Below are 21,909 nucleotides of genomic sequence, written 5' to 3'. Positions count from 1 at the left end.
CGTCTGGCCCGCTGAAGCTCGTTCGGTCAGGCGAGGGCGAGGAAGAGCTTCTCCAGTTCCGCCTCGGTCATCGGGGCGGCGTCGGCCTGTTGCTCGGCGCTGAGGCACTGGCGCATTCCGCTGGCCACGATCTTGAAGCCGGCCCGGTCGAGGGCTCGGGAGACGGCGGCGAGCTGGGTGACGACGTCCTTGCAGTCCCGGCCGGCTTCGATCATGGCGATGACGCCGGTGAGCTGCCCCTGGGCGCGGCGCAGCCGGTTGAGGACCGCGCTCATCGCTTCTTCTTCCACCTTCACCGGACTCCTCCTCGCTCGTGCAGACCGCTCTCCAGGATACCCCAGCGGGTATATGTCGGGTCAGTGGCGGCTGGGTCCTGAGGCGGGTGCCATCGCACTGGGCGGGTTTTCGGTGCGGTGTGCGCGCCTGCGCTGGAACAGCAGTGCTGCCGCGATCGCAGGGACCGCGGCCAGGACGACCGGGCCGATCTGCTGGCTGAGGACGAAGACGCCCATGGCGATGACGAACCAGCCGAAGCCGGTGCGCAGGGTGTGTTGGGGGATGCGTCCGGCGAAGCGCCCGCCGATGAGGGTGCCGAGGACGGCGGCGGTGGTGACGGCGAGGGCCAGGCTCCAGTCGAGGTGCGGGCCGGAGAGGTGTCCGGCCAGTCCGGCGAACGAGTTCATGGCGATGACCAGCAGCGAGGTGCCGACCGCGATGCCCATCGGCAGGCCGGCCAGCAGCGCGAGCGCGGGCACGATGAGGAAGCCGCCGCCGGCGCCGAGGATGCCGGTGACCGCGCCCACGACGAGGCCCTGTATCAGTAGGCGGTGGAGCGGGAGTTCGCCGTGTGCCTGCTGGGGTGCCTTGCGCGGGCTGCGGAGCATTGCGGCGGCCGTGGCGAGCATCATCAGCGCGAACGCGACCAGCAGCGCGGTGTCCGGGACGTACGCGGCCACGCGTCCGCCCGCGTAGGCGCCGGCCATGCCCGCCAGGCCGAACAGCGTCCCGGTGCGCCAGCGCACCCGGCTCGCGCGGGCATGGGAGATCAGGCCCGCGAGACTGGTGACGCCGACGACGAACAGCGAGGTGGTGATCGCCTGCTTGGTGTCCTGGCCGGCCAGGTAGACCAGGATCGGGACGGTGAGCATGGATCCGCCACCGCCCAGGACCCCGAGGAGGACCCCGATCAGGAGCGAGGCGGCGAGGGTGAGAGTGATCACGGCCGGCTCCTGAGGGCGGCGATCACCGAGTTGATGTCGGTCCGCGGGCCGCGGTTGTAGGGGAGCTTGGCGAGCAGCATGCCCATCGCGCAGGTGTTGGTGACCGCGGCGAAGGTGAGGCCGGCGCCGACGGCGGTGGCGACCAGACCCGCGCCTGGCACCGCGAGGCCGACCAGCCCGGAGACGAGCACGATCGAACCGGCGACCAGCCGGACCTGGCGCTCCAGTTCCCAGCGCGCCGCCCCGCGGGTCACAGGGCCACCGGCCGCCTCCCACGCGACCATGCCGCCCTGAAGGACGCGCAGGTTGGGCAACCCGGCCTCGGAGAGCGCCTGTTCGGCCTGTGCGGCGCGGGCGCCGGAGCGGCATATCAGGACGACGTCCTCGTCGAGGTGGTGGAGCAGGTCGGCGCGGTGCTCGCGCAGTGTGTCCAGGGGCACGTTGTAGGCGCCAGGGATGTGGACGGTGTGGAACTCGCCGGGAGTGCGCACGTCCAGCAGACGCGGGCCGCTGCCGTCCTTGGTGAGTTCCCTCAGGGCGGCGGCGTCGAGGCTGGCGGGGGTGGCGGTGGCGGTGGTCATGTGGTCTCCGTTGTCGGTTGTGCAAGGACCGGGCGGAATACCCGCCCGGGTATGGGTCGGGGTGTGGCGGGGCACGGGTGTCCGGCGGGGCGGTGGGGCGGTCTTCCGTCGGACACCGCGGTGGGGGTGCCGGGGCCGCCGCGGAGGGCTGATGGCGGTCGGCCTCCGCGCCGGATCCCGACGCCCGGGGTGCGGTCAGGCGGCGGGTTCGGTGAGCAGTGCCCAGGCGCCGTAGCCGCCGAGTACGTCGGAGACGTCCTGGAAGCCGTGGTGGCGCAGCAGGCTGGCGGCGATGGAGGAGCGGTGCCCGCCGGCACAGTGCAGCACCAGGGGGCGGTCGGTGGGGATCTCGTCCAGGCGGCGGGGCAGTTCGCCCAGCGCGATGTGCAGCGAGCCGTCGATGAAGCCGCCCGCGCGCTCGGAGCAGTTGCGGACGTCCACGACCACCGGGGGCTGGTCGCCGGCGAGGGCGGTGCGCAGTTGGTCGGCGGTCAGGCGGCTGGCCGGGGCGACCTCGTCGGGCATCGCCGCGAGGGCGTCGTCGGGGCTGCGCAGGTAGCCGGCCACGTGGTCGAAGCCGATGCGGGCGAGGCGGGTGGTGATCTCCTCCTCGCGGTTCTGCGCCGCGACGACCAGGATGCGGCTGTCGGGGGTCAGCACGGTGCCTGCCTGCTCGGCGAAGCGGCCGTCGGCGGGGATGTTGATCGCGCCGCGCACGTGGCCGGTACCGAACTCCTGCGGGCTGCGGGCATCCATCACCACCGCTCCGGCCGCGCGCTCGGTGCGGAACTCCGCCACCGACAGCGGCCGGGGCGCGGCAGCTGGGTCGAACAGGTCGCGCTCCTGGCGGTTGAGGGTGGCGTCGTAGGCGAAGTAGCCGGGTGCGGCGGACTGTCCGGCGGCGACGATGGCGACGAACTCGTCCTCGCTCATCGGTCGGCAGGCGTAGTTGGTGGCGCGCTGGGCGCCGATGGTGGACTGCTTCTCGGTGGAGAGGTTCTTGCCGCAGGCCGAGCCGGCGCCGTGGGCGGGGAAGACCCGTACCTCGTCGGGCAGGCCCATCAGCTTGTGCTGCACGCTGCGGTAGAGCATCCGGCCGAGTTCCTCGGCCGTGACGCCCACCGAGGCGAGCAGGTCGGGGCGGCCGACGTCGCCGATGAACAGCGCGTCTCCGGTCAGTACGCCGTAGGGGACCTCGTCGGCGGCGTGTTCGTAGACCAGGACGCTGATCGACTCCGGGGTGTGGCCGGGGGTCTCCATGATCTTGAGGGTCACGTCGCCGAGGCTGATCCGCTCGCCGTCGGCGAGCTTGCGGATCGGGTACTCGGTCTCGGCGCGCTGCCCGTAGCCGATCCACGCGCCGGTGCGGGCGGCCATCTCCAGGTGACCTGCGATGAAGTCGGCGTGGAAGTGGGTGTTGATGACGGCCTCGACGGTGAAGCCGCGGGCCTCGGCGTCGGCCAGGTACTCGGAGATGTCCCGGCGCGGGTCGATCACCACCGCCTTGCCGGTGGACTCGTCGGCGATCATGTACGACGCCTGGGAGAGGCAGTCGAGGTAGTACTGGGCGAAGAACACGGTGAGCAACCTTCCGATCCAGGAGCCACACAGTGGCTTGATATACCCGGTGGGGTATTAAAACGGGCAGAGTGAGGCCGTGGCCGGTTGACGACAGGCCGCGACTTCGAGTGCGGGAGGAGCGAAGGAGTGGCGGGCGGCGCAGAAGCGGGTCAGTACGTCATTCCTTACATACCCCCCTGGGTATTTCGATTTCGAACGTAACGGCTTCGTGGTGCGACTGTCAAATACCCCCCTGGGTATCCCCGTGAAGCGGCAAGCGGCTCGGGAGGCCATGTGCGTCGGCGGCGATTCGTTGGCCTCCTCGCCCGCTACGAGGGCCTCACACCGCGGATCGGCGTGAGCGGGCTGTCCGGCATCGTGCACCCCACCGGCTGCAACAGGAGCGAAAACCCCGCCGAAACCGGCCTGGTGTCCAACTGGACCGACAGCATCGCGTACGTGTACTCGGACCCGTCCTGCCAGGAGTTCGTCGGCATTGCCATGCCGTTCACGCTCGTCGAAGTGCCGCACGCATGGTCCGTCCGCTACAACTGAGCAGCACTCAGGCAGCCCCGACGCCGCTGACGGCCAACTTCACGCCAAATGCCGACATCCGCGACCGCCGGAAGAGCCGCGGCGAGCCCGCGCGAGGCGTCCGGACAGCGACAAATTGCAGCAGACAGCACGCCGGGCACCGCCGCCGGCCAATCGCCGTGGTGGGCCCGCCGGTCCAACGCCGCGGCGGTGCGTACGGGTCCTGCTCGGGCTCCGCCGGCCCAGGTGCGAGACTGCCGGCGACACCGACCCTCGGACGAACAGCGGCGCCGGGCTGGGATCTGCCCGGCCCCGCTGTTCGTCGCGTCAACCGAAGTTGAGCGCTTCCTGGGCGATGTCGTGCACTCACGTGGAGAGTGGGATCGAATCCTTGCCGGGTGGTGCTCGGCGCTGCCACGTGGTGCTGTCCTGCCTGGTCAGCACCGCTTGGCTGCCTACTCAATCCCGCGACTGACACCTCGTGCCGGACTGTCCGCTCACGCATGCGCTGGAGCTGTGACGTTCAGCAGCACGGCGGCTGGTTGGTCAGGGAGGCCGCTCCTCGCATCCGCACCCCGAAGACCCGGTGCCGGTCATTCGGCGTTCGCGGAGCGCAGGTTGCGGGCCGTTCCGACGTCGTCCGGGGACATGTTCGGGATGATTGACGGGAGGCCCGGCCCTGTGCCTCTGCTGGGGCTTATGCCCTCGTCCGCATCACATCGTGGCCGACGCTGATCGCCGCTGCGGCCAGGACGCTCAGCGCCAGGGTCTCGACGACGGAACTCGGATGGGGAACGGTCCGGACGGCGGCGAGCAGGTTCTGACTCGCGGCGAGGGTCAGTCCTGCGCCGATGAGCAGGAGTGCCGTGGACAGGCGGCGTGTTGTCGGCAGGGCGGCGGTCCGGGCCACGTGGGCGACGAGGGTGCACAGTCGGAACGCGGCGAATCCGAGCGTGAACCAGTAGCAGAGGACCATGGCGGTGTCGGCGACGCCTGTGACGTGTTCGGCGGCGCCGCTCCATGCCGTCAGGCACATGGCCAGGAACGCGGCGGTCGGGGCCGCCAGGGTGCGGACCGCCGCGGAGGCCAGGGGGCGGAGTACGTCGCCACGGAGCGGGGGAAGCGGTGCGGCGAGGCAGATGCCCAGCAGGATCGGGGCGAGCCACAGGCTGGTGGCGGGGTGGTGGACGTCGGCCGTCAGTGTGCTGGAGGGTTCGGCGGAGCGCAGTAGCAGCCCGGTTGCTGCGGCGAGCGCGAAGAGTGCGACCGTCAGGACGCGGCGGGTCTGGCCGGTGAAGGACTCGGGCCAGTCGCCGGGGTGGAGCCAGAGCCGCGCGGCGCCGGCCAGGGTGTCGGGCCAGGAGCGGATTCCCGATGCGGACACCTCGTGGCTGATGTCCTCGCCCCAGCGCTCGCGAACGGCCGGTGGGTAGAGGCGGGTCAGGAGCGTGGCCGCGTTCATGCCGGAGTGATCCCGAGGGCACGCAGGCCGGCGGCGGAGATGCGGGCCATCTGCTGGAGCTCGGTGTGAAGTTGGTCGCGGCCGGTGTCGGTGATCTGCATGGTGCGGTGGCGTTCCTGGGCTTCGGCCGCCTCGTCCGCGGGCCGGATCAGCTCGCGTGCCTCCAGTCGGGAGAGTGCTCCGTAGAGGCTGCCGGGGCCGAGTTTGCGGCCGGCGAGTTCCTCGATCGCGGCGTTGATGGCGTAGCCGTGCAGTGGGCCGTCGGCGAGGACGGTGAGCACGAGCATCTGGGCGTCGTTGCTGTGCATGGGTCTGTTTGCCTCCCAACCCCATACTACGACCCGCGATACTACTTGTCACGTAGTACGAAGCGCGTACTATGACGCCTCATGGAACCCATGGAAAAGAACGGCCGGGTGTCCTCGGCCGTGGTCTGGGTGAGCCTCGCCACCGCCACCGCGTTCGAGGCGTTGACGGTGCTGGAGACGCAGGACAAGACGGTCAGGGCGGCCAGCCCGTGGCAGGACGATCCGTACGACGTGATGGTGTCCCTGGCTCAGTTCACCGTGCCGATGCTCGCTCTCGTGATCGCGCTTCGGTTGCTCGCGTGGCGGGCGCCGGGCGGTGCCGACCGGGCGTGGCAGACGATGCGTGCGGCGGGGGTGATGACCACACTGGTCGGGCTCACGCTGGCGTTCGAATGGGTCGCGGTCATCGCCCGTACGCCGTCCTCGTTCTCGGGATGGGCATCGGTGCTGATCAGCGGGCTGGTCGTCAACTCCGTACTCACCGTGCCGGCAGTACTGTTGCTGGTGCGGTGTCGTCGGCGGCCCGGCTCGTCCCGCAGCCGGCGACAGGACTGGCTCGGCGACGTCGTGTTCGTCTGCCGGCGTATCCCGGTGCTACGGGCCTGGGCCGACGCGGATGCCGTGGACTGGGTGCGCCGCCGGGCGATGACGGTATTCGTCGTGGTGAGCACGCTGGCGGCGGCCGCCATCACCGGCGCCCAGGCCATCGGCGAACACTGGACGGATCCGCTCCTCATCACCTGGATGCTGATCGTCGTGGCCACCTCCGACCTGGCGTTCTGCGTGATCAGCAACGCGATCGCCGGGTTCATCACACGGCCACCGCGCACCCGGACCCGCCGCATCGCCGAGGCCGCGATGGTCGCCGGATGCGTCGCGATCAGCGTGGCGACGGCGTTCCGCGACGCCCTGTGGTCGGTGCTCGGAACGGGAACACTCACATCCGTACCAGCCCTCGCCGCCCTCACGCTGGGCGCTGGGGCGGCTACGTCTGTGATCGCGGCGGCTCTCCTGCTCGCGCGCTTTCCCCAGGGGCCCTCCGGGCCGGGCCGCCACCACTCGGACGCGGCCGGCGTCCACCTTCGACGACCGGGAACGAACCGGTGAAAGGCGCGACGATGGAACCGTCCACCGTGCATGAACAAGCAGCACCGGTGATCTGCGCGCTGCTCGGCCCGAACGGAGCGGGCAGGACCTCCACGATGCGCATGCTGGTCGGCCTGTCCTCCCCGGACATCGGTAGTGCTGTGACCGGGAAGGTTCGCCGGGTTGAGCCCTGCGGGAAGATCGCGTCATGACTGAGATCGTGTTGATGTCGGACCCGAAGGTTGCTGCCATACCTGTTGCCGAGTGCGGTGAACGTCTTGTGGACGTCCGCCTCGGCGACTCGTTGCTCGTCGATACGCGCAAGCAGGACCCGACAGATACCTTCGCGTACTTGCGGGAAGGCGTGGTGGAACGGCTGCTCAAGGCCCAGATGATGCTTCCGCAGGGCTTGCGGCTGCTGTTCGTTGAGGGGTACCGGCCTCCTTCCCTGCAGCGGGAGTATTTCGAGGAGTACGCCGATCAGCTGCGAGCTGCCCACCTCGACTGGTCCGCCGAGCAGATCCACTCGGCGGCGAGCCGGTATGTGTCACCACCCGAGATCGCTCCGCACAGTGCCGGCGCGGCCGTCGACCTCACCCTGGCCGGCGCCGATGGGCACGAGCTGGACCTGGGCACACGCATGAACGCAGACCCGGAGGAGAGCGCGGGCGCCTGCTACACCCATGCCGCCAACATCAGCGAGGAGGCCCGCGCCAACCGGGAGCTGCTGGGCACGGTGCTCACGGCTGCGGGGATGGTGAACTACCCCACGGAATGGTGGCACTGGTCTTTCGGGGACCGCTACTGGGCTTTGATCACGGGAGAGGCCGCAGCCCTCTACGGCCCGAAAGAAGTCGGCTCGTGCAGCTGACCGGCCCGGCCCTTCCGAACTGACCGGTCACACGACGGCGGAGCGCTCGCCCCATCGGATGCCTTTCTCGCTGCGGACGCGGGCGCGTTCGCGCCGTTGGGCGGCCAGGACATCGGGGTGGCGGGCGTTCTGGTTGCACCAGCACAGATAAGCGTGCAGGGCCCGGGTCTGGACGGTGTGGTTGGGGTGGTTGGAGTTGGCCAGGGTGAACTGCCGCAGCGGCCCGAAGTGCGCCTCGATCGGGTTCGCCCAGGATGCGTTGGTCGGGGTGAAGCAGAGCTCGACCTTGTTCCTTGCCGCCCACCGACGGATCGTGCGGCCCTTGTGGGCGGAGAGGTTGTCCAGGATCACGTAGACCGGGGCGCCGTCCGGGCGGGCGGCGCGGATGCTCTTGAGCGCGGCGAGACTGTGGTCGGCGCCCTTACGGCGGCGGTTGACACCCCGGAGCGTGTCGTCGCCGACCGAATAGCAGCCGTGAAAGTAGCGCACTCCGTGAGTTCGGTGGAAGGTGGCCGGCAGCCGGTCCGGCTTGCCCTGCTTTGCCCATCACGATCCGGCGGTCGGGCGGATGCCCAGCGGGCCGAACTCGTCGAAGGCGAAGGTGCGGTCGGGGCGCTCGTTGACGGCGTACTCGATCCGGTCGAGCTTGGCGTCGAAGTCCGGGTCGGTGGACTCCTTCCAGGTCTCGGTGCGCTGGAAGGTGATCCCGCGGCGGGCGAGCAGCGAGCGCAGGGCCTCGCGGCTGATGTGTATGGGACGCGCGACGTTGCGCCGCAGGTGGTCGACGAGTTTCCGGATCGACCAGCGGGTGAAGGGCTTGCCGAGCTTGGTCGGGCGAGTGGTGGCCATCTGGATGACGAAGTCCTCGTCGTCATCGCTGAGCAGGCGGGGACGGCCTCCCGCCCACTGAGAGTCCAGACAGGCCAGGCCGATCTCGTTGAAGCGGTGGATCACATCGCGGACGGTGTCCTCGTCGGCCTGCACCAGGCGCGCGACCACCGGGACGCTGTTGCCGCCCGCCGAGGCCAGCAGCATCATCGCCCGCCGGAACTGCACCGTGCTTGCGCTGCCCGGCCGCACGATCCACTGCGGCTTCTGCCCCTCCTGCTCAGTCAGTCTCCGGACCCTGACCGGTTGCGCCATCCCGTCTCCCCGCGCCGATCGGACGTGACGTCACATCCAACCGACCCGAGGCCAATCAGCGCCACCCCCGTGATCGTTTCCGGTCACGGCAGTAGCGTGACCATCCTGGGCGAGCCGGTCGGCCTGGGGGCGACCGTGCTGAGCCGCGTCGGCGTCCTCATCGACGGTCCGGCCTTCGTGCCTCACCTCACCGGCCGGGCCAACCTGCGGCTCCTGTGGTCGGCGACCGGGCAGGCATGGCCACCCCCCTGCCCTGGGCGACGCCCTGGACCTCGCCGGCCTCGGCGACGTGCTCGACCGCAAGGTCAAGGGCTATTCGATGGGTATGAAGCAGCGGCTCATACCGGCTCAGGCCCTGATGCGGAAACCGGACGTACTCATCCTGGATGAGCCGGCCAACGGCCTGGACCCCGGCGAAGTCAGGGCCCTGCGCGAGCACCTGGGCGAACTAGCCAGGTGCGGGGCCGCCGTACTCGTCTCCAGCCACCAGCTCGCCGAAGTACAGCAACTGGCCACCCACGCCGTCGTGCTGAACCACGGCCGGCTGATCGCCGCCGGACCGATGGATGAACTGCTCGGCGACGCCGGCACCCATCTCCTCCAGGCGGACGACACCGCACGGGCGGCTGCCGTCCTGCGCGCGTTGCCCGGCGTCGCGACGGTCATGACACGGCGTGACGAGATCGTCGTCACCGCACCCGGCGTGCCCTCCCGCGACCTCGTCCACGCGCTGGTCACCGAGGGCATCGGCGTCATGTCCGTGCAGCAGGAGAGCAAGTCCCTGGAAGAGGCGTTCCTGACCATGACCGAAGGAGACGGCGAGCGTGCTGCGCGTTGAACTGACCACCCAACTGCTGCGGATCCGCACCCTCGTCGTGCTGGCCTGCCTGGCTGCCGTCCCCGTCATGGCCGGCCTCTCGTACGCCTCGCACGCAGGGCACCGCAACGGCCGACAGACCGGCCTGTTCGGCGCTTCCCCCTACTCCGCGCTCAACCACGCCATGGCGAGCATGGCGTTCATCGAGCCGCTGCTCCTCCCGATCATGGTGGCGCTGCCGGCCGCCGCGATCGCCTCCTCCGACCGGGAATGGGGCACCCTGCGCTACCTGTACGTCGCCCCCGTCAGCCGAACACGCCTTCTGGCGGCCAAACTCGGCGCCCTCACCGTCCTCACCGTGATCGCCGCCCTGTCCGTACTGACGGCCGGACTTCTCGTCGGCCTCGCCGTCTTCGTCGCCGCGAGCCTCCTCAACGGCTCGCACACCCTGCACCCCGTACAGGTCGTCCTGCCCATGCACTACTGGCAGGACTGGACCCACCTGTTCGACCCTTCGGGCACCGCCCACCTCGGCACCGGCATCCTGGTCCAGATCGCCACGAGCGCTCTGGCCACGTGTGCCGCCGTCCTTGTGCTCTTGCGACGGGACCCCGCGGCATGACACCTGATGTGCCTGCATGCCGAACTTTGCGGCGATGCCTCCCAGCGGGCTGCTGCGGCCAGCGCGCCAGCCGCAGTAACCGTTACGGGCGACTACGCCTCGGCCACGACGATGTAGAACGTCACCGCCGCGAAGAACGGACCCTGAGTGAGCCGGCTCAGCCAGGTCTCCGCCTCCTGGTCGCTGAAGTACCCGGCCGCGACCGCTCGCCGAGTGGTGCGTTCCAGGCCGAGGATCTTGTCCGCGACCCGGAGGTCCCGGAAGACGGGAGTGACGGGGATGACCTCGGGCACGGTGAATCCGCTCTCGGTCGCCAGGCGCGTCAGCTGCCTGCCGATGCCCGCGTTGCGGACCACCCGTTCGGCCACATGGCGGGTGTAGGCGCGCGTCAGGTTGCTGTCGGGGTGGTCGACGGTCAGGGTCTCCCAGTCGGGCTCGCCCATCACGAGCCGCCCACCCGGCCGCAGGACCCTGCGGATCTCGTCGAGCGCCGCCGACGGATCGGCCACATGCTGCAGGACCCGGTCGGTGCGGGCGCGGTCGGCGGTGTCGTCGGCCATCGGCAGACCGTGAATGTCCGCGTGCCGGACCTCCACCCCGGCCTGACCGGTGGTGCGTGTCCGGGCGGCGTCCACCATGTCCTGGTCGTGGTCGATGCCGATCACAGTCCCGGCCGGGGTGACCGCCTGGGCGAGCGCCTCGAGGTCGGTCCCCGGACCGCAGCCGAGGTCGAGCACACTGTGCCCGGCACGCAGATCGAGTGCGTCGAGCATGCGCTGCTTGTAGGCGCGGCCGAGATCGCTCGTGGCGAGCCGGTCGAGATAGGCGACGGAATCGGGCTTGGTCGTCTCGAACGCGGAGGATGTCATGCGCTCAAGTCAACCAACTGTGTTCACCGTACGGGTGCGTTATTCCGGATCGGTGTCTTCGTTGACGTTGCCCCGATACACAGGGGCTCGGCCAAGGCCGACAGTCGCCGGCACGTCGGGCAGGAGAGAAGCCATCTTCTTCGGACGAACGATCTCTGCGGTAGTGGCCAGCTCTGCTGTCGACCACCAATGATGTCCGTAACGGGCTTCCTCCGTGCTGACGTTCATCTCGCGGACCTCGTCCGCCGTGCCCCGGGCAAGTCGGTATTCCTCGTACTGGTCGAAGGTTCGGCCGTCGACACTGAAGATGGCCTGCCGGGTCCAGACAACGGGGCTCAACCGTCCAACGGGAAGACACAGTGCCGCCTCTTCCCACATCTCGCGCACGGCGGCCTGAAGGTAGTCCTCGTCTTTCTCGACAGCGCCCCCGACGGTGAACCACCATCTCGCTCCTGGCCTCCGCGGATCACAGCCACACAGCAGGAGGAGGCGATCGTCGCCATCCATGAGGAGAACACGGGAAGTCCATCGCTTCGTCAGGGCCATGAGCGCCGACGCTATCCACAGCTTGTTCCCGAACTTGACTCTCCCGTGGAGGGAGACATGAAAGTAGGGCCATGGACGGCGACACCCTCTACTCGATCGGCGAACTGGCCCGGCGTACCGGGCTGACGGTCAAGAAAATCCGGTTCTATTCCGACCGCGGAATCGTGGCGCCGGCCCATCGCACCCCCGCCGGATACCGCCATTACGGTCAGGACGCCATCGCTCGCCTCGCCCTCGTCCGGACGCTGCGCGAGCTGGGCGTCGGCCTCGACGTGATCCGGCACGTCACTGATCAGGAACTCACGCTGAACCAGGTCGTAGCGGAGCACGCCGCAGCCCTGGACGTACAGATCAAGACCTTGCGTCTGCGGCAAGCCGTGCTGGCCACTGCGGCCAGACGCGAGCCCACTTTCGAGGAGATGGAGCGCATGCACCAGCTCGCCATGCTGTCAGAAGCCGAAAGGCGCCGCTTGACCAACGAATTCCTCGACACTGTCTTCGACGGCCACCACAGTGAGGCAGGCCATGGCGCGATCCGGCGTTCCATGACACCCGAGCTACCCGACAGCCCTACACAGGAACAGATCGAAGCATGGGTGGAGTTGGCGGAGCTGTCCCTGGACGCAGGTTTCCGTGCCAGTCTGCGGAGCTTGGTCGAGGACCATATGGCCGATCTGCCTGACGGCGCCGCCACGCCGCCACGCCCGGATGTTGTCGCCGTCACCCGCGATCTTGTGGAAACTGCCGTGTCATCCGGCATCAGCCCCGACTCACCGGAGGCCGATGCCGTGGTGGCGACGCTCACCGCAGGGCGTGCGCTCGCCGTCGGGTGTCCCGACGACGCCCTGCTGCAGGACTGGCTGTTGCAACGCCTGAAGGCCGCGATCGATCCACGCAGGGACCGGTACCTCGCCCTGCTCGCCGTGATCAACGGCTGGCCGGCCCCGGAATCCCTGGAGCCAGTGATCGACTGGTCCGTCAAGGCTCTGACGATACGAACGGCCCGATGATGCAGCAGCCGAACCGGCGCGGAGCCTGTGCAGAGGCGCCACCGCCAGACACCGCGGCCCCCTACCATCGGCCGATGGACGAGATCGTTGCATGTCTCGAGGCAGACGCCGCGGGGAGTCCCGCTCTGGTTCTGCGTCCGTGGAGGGTGGCGGACACCACCGACCTCGTCCAGCTGTATCGGGAAGGTGCCCTGCGTCGCTGGACGGATTCAGCCATAGACGACGAGGCGAGCGCGGCACGGTGGATTCGAAACCAGCAACGGGGCTGGGAGGCCGGTGAGCGCTTCGCATTCGCCATCGCAGCGATGGAAGCCGAGGGAGGCACGGGGCAGCTGGCGGGGCACGTGGTCCTCAAGGGTGTTGTCCCAGGCGCCTCGTCCGCCGAGGTCGGATACTGGACAGCTGCGTACGCGCGCGGCCGGGGAGTGGCTTCCGGTGCACTGCAAGCGTTGACCGACTGGGCCTTCACCACCTTCGCCGGTGATGGCCTGACACGCCTGGAACTCCTGCACCAAGTAGACAACCTGCCATCATGCCGCGTCGCCCAGAAGTGCCGGTACGAACTGACCAAGTTCCTGGCAGCAGCACCACCCGCATTCCCTCTCAAAGGCCACCTCCATGTGCGCGAACGCGACATCTGACGCCGACCAGGTGCTGCGACCGGCACAGTTCGCCACTGAACTCGGCCCCGCCGCCTGGCCACCTGCACCGATAAAGACCGAACGGCTCGTGCTCCGTGAGTCCGAGGCTCGAGACCGTGCGGCGTTCATTGAGCTGTTCGCCTCGCCAGAGGTGTGGGCACCTACATCGGTAGACCTCGAACCCGCGGACCAAGTTCGGGTCCCACAGTCGGTCGGCAGACCCAGGACGGCACCCGACGCGGTCCTCGCGCACAAGGAGTGCTCGTCCCGAGCGATTACTCGGTCTGGGCTCGGGCCTCTTCCACGCTCACGTTGCTTCCGAGGAAGGTGCCGAATGTGTGCTCGCACGGTTGCCGGTCTGAGGCGTTAGGCTCACGCGGCATGATCTTGCTTAGCGATCCGCGAGTGATCGACACCCCGGTGGCGGACTGCGGCGAACCCCTTGTGGAGATCGCCACCGTTCCGGTGATAACGCTGGACCCGCGAGAACAGGACGAGGCCGGGGCATACGGGCGAGTCAGGGCCAGCGTGCTCGAACGCCTGGGCTCAGCCTCCGAGAGGCTGCCCGCCGGCATCAGGCTCCTTGTGATTGAGGGCCATCGCAGCCTGGCTGAGCAGGCACGCCGGTTCGCACTGTATGAGGATCGTCTGCGCCTCTCAGGCATCACGGACCCGGCAGAGCTTCGCCGCCAGGCGAGTGCTTTCGTCTCCCCGGTCGAGGTGGCCCCACATTGCGCCGGCGCGGCCGTGGACCTGACACTCATCGACAGCGATGGCGTGGAACTGGACATGGGCGGCGCGGTGAACGGACACCGCACGGGCGATGAGAGATGGTGTCCCTTCGACGCTCCAGGACTGTCGCCAACCGCGCGCGCCAACCGCAACCTCCTCGCCCAATGCCTGAGCGAGGAGGGCTTTGTCAATTATCCGAGCGAGTGGTGGCACTGGACATACGGGGACCGGTACTGGGCGCTCATGACCGGTGCCCCCGCTGCCCTATACGGACCGATCTAACGCTCACTGGGCCACGCCACCACCTGCTCATGCTCCTGTGGACTTGGCTCGTTCGGCGGCGGTGGTGGTGGTCTGGAAACGATGGACTCGGTGGATCCAGCCCCGACGGCCGCGGCGGCAGCGGATTGCGCGGCTCCGGCCAGGCCGAGTCCAGGTCCTTGCGCACCGTCCGCCAGGCGACGTTGTGGCAGCCAGGAGTCCTGTCTTCCTGGGACAGTCGGTACCAGGAAGCCCGTGTGCGGCTGGTGCACAGTGGTGGCACGGCGAGCACGGAGTTCGGGCGCACGGTACGGCGCCGGCGCGACCGGGTCTCCCCGGCGGCCGCGGGACTGGCTTCCCACTGCGCCGGCCGTCGCGGACAGTGCGGGCCGGGAGGCCCTGTTGATCGGCTCGCCCCATCACGTGAGGCGCATCGCGGACACATCATCGTGAGGTGCGGGGCACAAGCTCAGAGTCGAATACCGCAATTCCTGCCCGATGCCGGGCAGGAATGTGGACGTCCCATGACTCCCGACCTAGGGTGATGGCTCATGATCACCCCAGCCGCAATAGGCACTTTCGCCCTGATGGTGGGACTTCTCACGCTTACTCCCGGGCTGGATACCGCCCTCATCCTGCGCACCGCGGCGCTCGGGCACCGCCGTCGCGCCTGGGGTGTGGTCCTCGGCATCCAGAGCGGCACGCTGGTCTGGGGCGTGCTCACCTCGCTCGGTGTGACTGCACTGCTGACCGCGTCTCACCTCGCCTACGAGGCTCTTCGCTGGGTCGGGGCCGCGTACCTGGTGTGGATGGGCGGCAGACTGCTGTGGGCCACCCGGCGCCGCTCATCGGGCGAGGGCCCGCCGACAGCGGGGGCCCGGGGCGAGGGCAAGTTCGGGACAGGTGCCGGCGACAGGCTGCTCGGCGGCTGGCGCCAAGGGTTCGTGACCAATCTCCTCAACCCGAAGATGGGCGCCTTCTACGTTGCGGTGCTCCCGCAGTTCGTCCCTGCCGGCGCCTCGTCCCTCACTGCAGGCATGCTCCTGGCCGGTGTCCACATCCTCCTGGCCGTCATCTGGGCCTGCGCGCTGATCGCCTTCGCACACGTGCTCCGAGACCGCTTGCGACGGCCCTCGGCCCGCCGCTGCCTCGACCGCCTCACCGGAACGGTCATCGCCGCCTTCGGCATCCGGCTCGCGCTCGGGCAGTGAGGCGCCAGTCGGCGCAGCCGCAAGGCCGCCGGCAGCCGCCGAACGCGCGATCCGCGCATCATCCAAAGCGAAAGGACATCTGTATGCGCTCGCTCCCCAGCAGCACTGAAGCCGTGGTCTTCGACTGCGACGGCCTGCTGGTCGACACCGAAGCCTGCTGGACCGTTGCGGAAACGGCCATCTTCGCGGCACACGGCCATCCCTTCGGTCCCGAACAGAAGGCTCTGGTCATCGGCCGCACCATGGAGGCCGCTGGAGAGGCCATGGCCCAGTACCTCGGGCGCCCCGGTGCCGCTGCCGAACTCACCGCCGAACTCCTCGAAAGGGTCCGCAAAGAGCTTTCCCGAGGAGCCGCGGCCCTCCCCGGGGCGGCGGAACTGGTGCGCGCCTGCCGGGCGGCCGTACCCATCGCCGTAGCGAGCAACAGCCCAAGGGAACTGCTGGACGCGGCACTGTGGTCGGCCGGCCTCACCGACTACTTCACCCACACGTTCGCCGCCGACGAAGTGCGCTCCCCCAAGCCCGCACCAGAGCTCTACCTCACGGCATGCGAGAAGCTCGGCGCGGCCCCGAAGCGTTCCGTCGCATTCGAGGACTCGGCCACAGGCATTGCCTCGGCGCGTGCTGCCGGGCTCTACGTCGCAGTCGTACCGTCCCTTTCCGGAGCCGGCCTCGACCACGACTGGCTGGGCACCAGCCTGGCCGAACGCGAACTGCTGGACTGGGCCGGGCAACTGGGAGACGGCACGGTCCGCTGACCACTCGTCCTGATGCGCAGAGCGGTCCTGCAGCGAGTCGACGGATGCTGCTCACTTCGCGCCGTTGGGGTGGGCCGGAACGATGAGGGACACAACAACCCGCTCGCACAACCCGGCAGACACCGCTGCGGGCGCCTTCCAGGCCGGCCTCTTTCCGGGGCCCTGGCCCCGCCATGGGTTCCCGGCCCCGCCATGGGTTCCCGGCCCCGCCATGGCTTTCAGCCCCGCCACGGGCCCTGCGGAACGGGCCTGTCCGGTAGTCCGCTACAGGCGCGGGGTGCGCGCCTGGATACCGCGTGGGTCCGGTTCTGGGCGCCGAGTTTGGTCAGCACGTTCCCCACGTGTGTCTTCACCGTCTCCAGGCTCACCGTGAGCGAGATCGAGATCTCCGGGTTGGACAGGCCGGTGGCCATCAGGCGGAGCACCTCCTCCGGGCGGGCGGTGACCATCCCGCGCAGTGCCGCCGGGAAGAGGCTCAGCCCGCTGCAGGTCACCGCGTCGTCGTCCGCGATCAAGAGGGGGACGGGGTGCCGGCGCCCGTCACGACGGCTGCGTTTGTGCCACGGCCGGTCATGACGGCTTCGCTCGCGTCAGCGCCGGTCATGCCGGCAACCGTATCGGCAGCCGGACCGTCAATTGCCAGTGCTGCGGCCCGACGGGACCGGCCTCGAACTCACCGTCCGGCAGCCGCACCCGCTCGGCAAGGCCGGGCAGACCGTGCCCGGACGTCGGGAAGGTCCTCGGCCCCGGGCCCGTACCAGCCCCAGCTCCGGTCCGGTCGACCACACCGAGCCGCAGGCCGTCCGGCGCGGCCGCCACCCGGACTTCGATCGGCCCGCCCGCCCCGTGCCGCAACGCGTGCGCCAGCCCCTCCTGCAGGATCCGGTACGCCGCCCGGGAGAGCGTGCCCTGTAGCTGCGTCAACTCGCCCGACAGCTCCGGCTCCACCACCGCCCCCGCGCGCCGCAACCGCTCAAGCAGCCCGGGCAGGTCGGCCAGGGTCCGGGTCGGCGGAGAACATCTCGCCCGCCACCGCCGGGGGGCGTGGCCGGGTGGTGGGCCGTAGCGGCCAGCAGAGGGAGCGGCCGAGCAGGGCGGCCAGCGCCGGGACCGTGACGAGCGAGAGGACCAGGGCGGAGAGCAGGATGCCCAGGGTCAGCGAGAAGGCGGTCTGCTCGCTGCCCGGGTTGGTGGCCAAGGTGGCGAAGGACCCGGCCAGGACCAGGCCCGCCGTGGCGACGGCGGGGGCGGTGTGCCGGACGGCGCGGGCCACCGCGCCGCGGGGCGAGCCGGGGCGACCCGTCTCTTCGCGGATGCGGTCGGCGATGAGGATGTTGTAGTCCGTGCCCAGCGCGACGACGAACAGGAACAGCACCAGTGGGAGCGTAAGGTTGACGCCGGGCCGGTCCAGTGCGTGCTGGAACAGCAGCGTGGCGGCGCCGAGGGTGGCGGCGAAGCCGAGGCCGACCGCGAGCATCAGCACGACCGGTGCTAGCAGGCTGCGCAGGAGCAGCAGCAGGATCAGGGCGATCAGGCCGGCCGTCGTCGGCAACGCCGAGCTGACGCCCCGGGAGGTCGAGGCGTGGCGGCTGATGGCCACCGGCCTGGACAACGCGGCGATCGCGCTGGCCATGGACATCAGCAAGTCGAGGCCGCCTTGCCGCAGCTCAGCTGCGTCCGCATCAGCCCGAGCCCGTACCGCACCTCGGCGGCCGCCCCGGGGCGGTCCGGCATCCGGACCGTGGTCTTCATCTCGGTGAGCTGGGCGGGCTTGAGCAGCCGGCCGCCCAGCAGGGCTGAGAAGAACCGGCTCAGGTCGCTCGGCGAGGAGACCAGCTCCCCGGCGGCCCAGGCCGAGGACGGGTCCATCTCGGTGACGTCGTTCAGCGCCCCGCCGGGCCCGCTCGCGTGGTAGCCCCGGGGGTGGGCGTCCCGGAGCCCCTCGTCGCCTGCGGCCGGGACGTAGGTGTGGCGCAGCCCGAGGGGCTCGATCACCCGCTTCGACAACTGCTCGGCGAACGGACGGCCGGTGATCCGCTCGATCAGCAGGCCGGCCAGGATGTAGTTGGTGTTGCTGTACGACCAGTCCGTCCCGGGGGCGAACAGCGCCTTGTGGGTGAAGGCGAGGTCGAGCAGGTCGCGCGGCTGGTAGTAGCGGTGGCGGTCCTCGCCGAACGGCTCGGCGGAGAGGAACTCGGTGTAGTTGGGCAACCCGCTGGTGTGCTGCAGCAGCTGGCGCACCGTGATCGCCCGGCCGTCGATGCCCTCGCCGCGCACCAGCCCGGGCAGGTAGTGGTCGATCGGGGTGTCCAGCTCGACCTTGCCCTCGCCGACCAGTTGCAGCACGACCACGGCCGTGAACGTCTTGGTGTTGCTGCCCGCCCGCACCTGGCCGTCCACCGGCGCCCTGGCCCCGGTCCGCAGGTCCGCGACGCCCACGGCGTAGTCGCGGACCTGCCCGCCCCGGGTGGTCGTCGAGGCCAGCGCGGCCGGGTACCGGTCGTCCTGCACCAGTCGCTCCAGCCCGGCCCGCACCCCGTCCTTCGGCCTGGCGGACGGCGCCGCGGAGGCGGGCACGGCGCCGGCCGCGCCGACCACGGTGGTCGCCGCGAGCAGCACCGCGAGCGGACGCCCCGTGCTGGAGTCTGCGGAACTGACGATCGGACATGCGGAAGCTCCTTCGGTACGGCGCCACGAGGGCGCGGGGAAGCGAAGTCAAGGGTGCCGGCGGCCCGTTCCACGGGTGTCCCGCCCGGTCACACTCCCGCCCCTAGGAAGCGCCCCCGCCCCTGGCATCGCCCACCCGCACGAGGACCCCACTCCCGTCCCGCCCCCGCCCCGGTCCCCCACTCCCGCCCCGTTCCCGAGGACCTCTCGGAGTGATGACTCCAACTCCCCTTGCTGGAAAGGGCAGTGTCGCAACCGTCGACTACGAACGGCCCCGGTGGTGGCTCCGAGGCGTTCGGCGCGGTGGCGGGAAGTACGCGGCGTGCCCAAGCGGGCCTTGGGCGTGTCCGATGGGATGAGCGCAATACCGATGTGGTCCAAGCTTGGTGGGATCACGCGACGTCGATCCCAGACACTCCGGCGAGCCCCTGAACGAGGTGGGGCAGGCCCTGCGCGAGCGTCGCGCTCACGCTCGACGTGACTCAATCGGCCTCTGCCGCGGCCGGGACCCTGATAATCAACGGCAACACCTTTCAGAACCCCACCGGCTGCAACGTCAGCGATACTCCCGGCGATCCCGACGGCCTGGTCTCCAACGGCATCAACCACCTCGCATTCGTGTACTCGGACCCGTTCTGCGAGGAGTTCGTCGGCACTGCGATGCCGTTGAGCATCGTGGTGGTGCCGCACGCATGGTCTGTCCCAGCGGTGAGTCATCCATGCTTGCCGGATCAGGCTGCGCACGGTGATGATCGTGTCGGTGAGGTCGAAGAATGCGTTGACGACAGGGGCGTGCCGCTCGTAGCAGCGGGCGAGCCGGTGGAAGGCGTTCTGCCATGCATGGGTGCGTTCGACGTGCCAGCGCTGGCTGGCCTGGATGGGCGCCTTCTCGCCGAACAGCGTTGTCAAGCTTATGGCTACTTGCGCCATCCACTCCCCTGCCCGCCGTTTCCGGTGCTTCAGCCGGTCGTGTTCCCGACAGGCCCGGCGAACCAGGGTGGTCGACCTGAGCACTCGACAACGCGCGTGCCGGCAATGGCTGAGGAATTCTTCCCACGGAGCCTCTGCGCACGGATGGCGAGAGCTTGGGCACTCAGATGCTGTTGGCGATGCGCTCGTGGTCCCGTTCGCCCTCGCGGGTCTGGATTCCAGCGGCGAGCAGCTTGTGGGCGAGCTCGGTGACCTCATCGCCGAACGCCGCGAACAGGCCCTCGTTCTCAACGGCGTACGCCGCACGCGGAATCGGCTGCGCGACCGTGTCGACCGCAGCCTTCGTGATGGAGATCACCTCCGGCCGGAGGCCGGCGATCCGTCGGGCGAGGGTGTCGACGAAGGAATCGAGTTCTGCGACGGGCAGGGCACGGTTGATCAGGCCGTACCGTTCCGCGAGCTCCGCGCCCACGAGTTCGGCGCCGAGGATGAGCTCCAGCGCGCGGGCCCTTCCTGCCAGGCGTGTCATGTTCACCGTGCCGCCGCCTCCGGGGAGGATCCCCATCAAGGACTCCGGCTGCCCCTGCCCCGACTTGCCGATCGCCGCGAATCGCATGTCCAGGTACATGAAGAACTCGTTGCCCGCGCCGCGCGCGAAGCCCGCCAGCTTGCCGATGGTGACCTGCGGCAGCGAGCGGACCTCCTCGCTCATCGCCTGGAGGATGTTCAGGCCTTCCGGGACGGTCGAACCCGGCGCGGCCGCGATCGCAGCGCGAGTGGCTGCAGGCAGCGCGTCAGGGTCGGTGAGGTAGGCCATGTCACCGTGCGCAACGAAGAACTCCGGGTCAGCACTCTCGAAGACAATGACGCGGACGTCGGCGTCGTCCCGCACACGCGCGACGAATGCCCGGAGTGACGGCAGGAGGACCGCGTCCATCAGATTGAGCGGCGGGTGATCGATTGTCACCGTCGCGACCCCGTCCGAGACGTCGATCGTCAGGGCGGGAAGGTCTTCGTAGCTCATGAGGTGGCTCCATATCGCGGTAAGAGACGGCCCGTGACCGGGCCGCCGGCTTGGGACAGTGTCGCGAATCTCAGCATCGGAACTGACACTGAGTATCAGGTTAGAAACCTGTATCCGAATAAGCAAACAAGTGTGTCGGAGTACACTCGTCCCCATGAGCGCAGCGCCAGTCGGTACCCGTGAGATCAGCCGCCACGCGGTGCGAGCAGAGCTGGCCCGCGTCGCGTTCAACCGGTTCTGCCTCACCGGCTTCAACCAGGTCACCTTCGCCGACCTCTCCGAAGCCGCCGGAGTGTCGCGGAGCACCTTCCTGCGTTACTTCGGCACCAAGGAAGACGTGGTCCTGTTCGTCTTCGACCCTGTCGGTGACGTCATCACTGACGCGCTCGATGCCGAGCGGGCCAACCAGGACGACTGGAGCAGGCTGCGCAACGCCCTGGAGTCAGCCGTGAGGTTCCTCGTGCGCGACGTCCAGGAACTCGTGACGATCCTCGGCCTCATCGAGCAGACCCCAGCCCTGTGCGCACGCCTCCGCGAGAAGCAGACTGAATGGCGACCAGAGATCGTCGCCCGACTGCAGAAGACAACCCACTCGACCGACGGGTCATCGGTCATCGCCAACGTACGCGTAGCGGCGGCGCTCGAAATCTTGTGGATCGTCCTCGGCCAATGGAGTGCGAGCGACGGCCAAGAGGACCTCGGCAAACTGCTGGACGCTGCGTTCGCCGCCTTCTCGACCCCGGCACGCCAGCAGACGGACGCTCCGCTGTAAAGAGCCGAGGCAGCGGCTTCCTCGACGGTGCCGAAGCAGCCGAAAGGAGTGGTCGACCCGGCGGCGGTGATCGCGTCGTCGGAGCCCAGCCCCGGCCGCGACCGCAGGAGTGGGGTGTCGATCCGGCCGAAGCGGACAGTGTCCACGCCCAGCCGTGCCGGGCCGCCGAGGCCCCCGCAGCACCTATCTGCGCAACCTCTCAACCGCGAAAGAGGCTCAGCGAGCTCAGTTGGTTGGCGTGGTTGAGGTGTTGAGAGACGCCACTGTCAATCCCCTCGAACTGT

Annotated in this window: 23 protein-coding genes and 4 pseudogenes; 12 read left to right on the top strand and 15 right to left on the bottom strand. The window is 69.4% G+C overall.

The genetic code is table 11. From position 1 onward, the window contains the following. Window positions 1-26: 26 nt before the first annotated feature. The 4 genes from CG747_RS44840 to CG747_RS44825 form a co-directional block, all read right to left on the bottom strand. Window positions 27-275 carry a metal-sensitive transcriptional regulator gene (locus CG747_RS44840; RefSeq protein WP_374701899.1) on the bottom strand — a complete coding sequence of 83 codons (249 nt, stop codon included), beginning with the start codon at window positions 273-275 and terminating at the stop codon, window positions 27-29. An 81-nt stretch (window positions 276-356) separates the two neighbouring features. Next, window positions 357-1,220, bottom strand: coding sequence for a sulfite exporter TauE/SafE family protein (locus tag CG747_RS44835; RefSeq protein ID WP_100607641.1), 864 nt, complete (start codon window positions 1,218-1,220; stop codon window positions 357-359). Next, entirely contained in the window at window positions 1,217-1,801 is a 585-nt protein-coding gene (locus CG747_RS44830; protein WP_100607640.1) for a rhodanese-like domain-containing protein, read from the bottom strand. The genes CG747_RS44835 and CG747_RS44830 overlap by 4 nt, the downstream gene beginning before the upstream one ends. Before the next feature lie 195 nt (window positions 1,802-1,996). Then, a complete protein-coding gene (locus tag CG747_RS44825; protein ID WP_100607651.1) occupies window positions 1,997-3,379 on the bottom strand; it encodes an MBL fold metallo-hydrolase in 1,383 nt (460 codons plus the stop codon). 276 nt (window positions 3,380-3,655) lie between these two features. Between CG747_RS44825 and CG747_RS44820 the strand changes: the two genes are divergently transcribed. After that, on the top strand, window positions 3,656-3,916 hold the full coding sequence (locus CG747_RS44820; protein ID WP_100607639.1) for a hypothetical protein: 261 nt from the start codon (window positions 3,656-3,658) through the stop codon (window positions 3,914-3,916). Window positions 3,917-4,592: 676 nt separating this feature from the next. Here the strand turns inward: CG747_RS44820 and CG747_RS44815 are convergent. Next, window positions 4,593-5,357, bottom strand: a complete 765-nt coding sequence (locus CG747_RS44815) for a hypothetical protein (RefSeq protein ID WP_100607638.1) — start codon at window positions 5,355-5,357, stop codon at window positions 4,593-4,595. Continuing rightward, window positions 5,354-5,665 (bottom strand): PadR family transcriptional regulator, encoded by a 312-nt coding sequence (locus CG747_RS44810; RefSeq protein WP_100607637.1) that lies wholly within the window; start codon window positions 5,663-5,665, stop codon window positions 5,354-5,356. Before CG747_RS44810 ends, CG747_RS44815 begins: the two co-directional genes overlap by 4 nt. 81 nt (window positions 5,666-5,746) lie before the next feature. Here CG747_RS44810 and CG747_RS44805 point away from each other — a divergent pair, with 81 nt between their 5' ends. Beyond that, window positions 5,747-6,772 carry a hypothetical protein gene (locus tag CG747_RS44805; protein ID WP_146022285.1) on the top strand — a complete coding sequence of 342 codons (1,026 nt, stop codon included), beginning with the start codon at window positions 5,747-5,749 and terminating at the stop codon, window positions 6,770-6,772. A 187-nt stretch (window positions 6,773-6,959) separates the two neighbouring features. After that, a complete protein-coding gene (locus CG747_RS44795) occupies window positions 6,960-7,622 on the top strand; it encodes a M15 family metallopeptidase (protein ID WP_100607635.1) in 663 nt (220 codons plus the stop codon). A gap of 27 nt (window positions 7,623-7,649) precedes the next feature. Here CG747_RS44795 and CG747_RS44790 read toward each other — a convergent pair. Then, window positions 7,650-8,765: pseudogene (locus CG747_RS44790) on the bottom strand (IS630 family transposase). A 253-nt stretch (window positions 8,766-9,018) separates the two neighbouring features. Between CG747_RS44790 and CG747_RS44785 the strand changes: the two are divergent. Further along, entirely contained in the window at window positions 9,019-9,603 is a 585-nt protein-coding gene (locus CG747_RS44785) for an ATP-binding cassette domain-containing protein (RefSeq protein WP_100607634.1), read from the top strand. Next, window positions 9,590-10,204: an ABC transporter permease gene (locus tag CG747_RS44780; RefSeq protein WP_100607633.1), complete on the top strand. Its 615-nt coding sequence runs from the start codon at window positions 9,590-9,592 to the stop codon at window positions 10,202-10,204. The genes CG747_RS44785 and CG747_RS44780 overlap by 14 nt, the downstream gene beginning before the upstream one ends. A 92-nt stretch (window positions 10,205-10,296) precedes the next feature. Here CG747_RS44780 and CG747_RS44775 read toward each other — a convergent pair whose 3' ends face one another. Together CG747_RS44775 and CG747_RS44770 are read right to left on the bottom strand one after the other, a co-directional pair. Then, complete coding sequence (locus CG747_RS44775; RefSeq protein WP_100607632.1) at window positions 10,297-11,073, bottom strand: methyltransferase domain-containing protein; 777 nt, start codon at window positions 11,071-11,073, stop codon at window positions 10,297-10,299. A gap of 39 nt (window positions 11,074-11,112) precedes the next feature. After that, window positions 11,113-11,619, bottom strand: coding sequence for an NUDIX hydrolase (locus tag CG747_RS44770; protein WP_100607631.1), 507 nt, complete (start codon window positions 11,617-11,619; stop codon window positions 11,113-11,115). Between the two features lie 71 nt (window positions 11,620-11,690). Between CG747_RS44770 and CG747_RS44765 the strand changes: the two genes are divergently transcribed. The 6 genes and pseudogenes from CG747_RS44765 (at window position 11,691) to CG747_RS44735 (ending at window position 16,232) form a co-directional block, all read left to right on the top strand. After that, window positions 11,691-12,629 carry a MerR family transcriptional regulator gene (locus CG747_RS44765; protein ID WP_100607630.1) on the top strand — a complete coding sequence of 313 codons (939 nt, stop codon included), beginning with the start codon at window positions 11,691-11,693 and terminating at the stop codon, window positions 12,627-12,629. A 74-nt stretch (window positions 12,630-12,703) separates the two neighbouring features. Next, window positions 12,704-13,270 (top strand): GNAT family N-acetyltransferase, encoded by a 567-nt coding sequence (locus CG747_RS44760; protein ID WP_100607650.1) that lies wholly within the window; start codon window positions 12,704-12,706, stop codon window positions 13,268-13,270. Next, window positions 13,248-13,456, top strand: a pseudogene (locus tag CG747_RS51245) (hypothetical protein); the annotation flags it as partial. The gene CG747_RS44760 and the pseudogene CG747_RS51245, both read left to right, overlap by 23 nt. A 195-nt stretch (window positions 13,457-13,651) precedes the next feature. Continuing rightward, entirely contained in the window at window positions 13,652-14,284 is a 633-nt protein-coding gene (locus CG747_RS44750; protein ID WP_100607629.1) for a M15 family metallopeptidase, read from the top strand. Window positions 14,285-14,814: 530 nt separating this feature from the next. After that, complete coding sequence (locus CG747_RS44740; RefSeq protein ID WP_100607628.1) at window positions 14,815-15,474, top strand: LysE family translocator; 660 nt, start codon at window positions 14,815-14,817, stop codon at window positions 15,472-15,474. 83 nt (window positions 15,475-15,557) lie between these two features. Then, the gene (locus tag CG747_RS44735) at window positions 15,558-16,232 is read left to right on the top strand and encodes an HAD family phosphatase (RefSeq protein WP_100607627.1); all 675 of its coding nucleotides are present in this window, start codon (window positions 15,558-15,560) and stop codon (window positions 16,230-16,232) included. A gap of 218 nt (window positions 16,233-16,450) precedes the next feature. Here CG747_RS44735 and CG747_RS44730 read toward each other — a convergent pair. The 6 genes and pseudogenes from CG747_RS44730 to CG747_RS44700 all read right to left on the bottom strand — a co-directional run. Continuing rightward, a pseudogene (locus CG747_RS44730) lies at window positions 16,451-16,768 on the bottom strand (response regulator transcription factor); the annotation flags it as partial. Window positions 16,769-16,832: 64 nt separating this feature from the next. Then, entirely contained in the window at window positions 16,833-17,180 is a 348-nt protein-coding gene (locus CG747_RS44725; RefSeq protein WP_308303858.1) for a hypothetical protein, read from the bottom strand. 25 nt (window positions 17,181-17,205) lie between these two features. Continuing rightward, window positions 17,206-17,865, bottom strand: coding sequence for an MMPL family transporter (locus tag CG747_RS44720; RefSeq protein WP_257981193.1), 660 nt, complete (start codon window positions 17,863-17,865; stop codon window positions 17,206-17,208). A gap of 5 nt (window positions 17,866-17,870) precedes the next feature. Next, the gene (locus CG747_RS44710; protein WP_100607626.1) at window positions 17,871-18,851 is read right to left on the bottom strand and encodes a serine hydrolase; all 981 of its coding nucleotides are present in this window, start codon (window positions 18,849-18,851) and stop codon (window positions 17,871-17,873) included. A 732-nt stretch (window positions 18,852-19,583) separates the two neighbouring features. Next, window positions 19,584-19,793, bottom strand: a pseudogene (locus CG747_RS44705) (IS5/IS1182 family transposase); the annotation flags it as partial. A 199-nt stretch (window positions 19,794-19,992) separates the two neighbouring features. Beyond that, window positions 19,993-20,853, bottom strand: a complete 861-nt coding sequence (locus CG747_RS44700) for an enoyl-CoA hydratase/isomerase family protein (RefSeq protein WP_100607625.1) — start codon at window positions 20,851-20,853, stop codon at window positions 19,993-19,995. Between the two features lie 154 nt (window positions 20,854-21,007). Here CG747_RS44700 and CG747_RS44695 point away from each other — a divergent pair, with 154 nt between their 5' ends. Next, the gene (locus tag CG747_RS44695; RefSeq protein ID WP_100607624.1) at window positions 21,008-21,625 is read left to right on the top strand and encodes a TetR/AcrR family transcriptional regulator; all 618 of its coding nucleotides are present in this window, start codon (window positions 21,008-21,010) and stop codon (window positions 21,623-21,625) included. The last annotated feature ends 284 nt before the right edge of the window (window positions 21,626-21,909 follow it).

Origin of the sequence: Streptomyces sp. CB02959 (assembly GCF_002803155.1) — a bacterium.
In the GTDB taxonomy this organism is placed as follows: Bacteria; Actinomycetota; Actinomycetes; order Streptomycetales; family Streptomycetaceae; genus Streptomyces.
The sequence above is the reverse complement of the archived record's forward strand: the minus strand, read 5'-3'. Positions and strand labels throughout refer to the sequence as shown.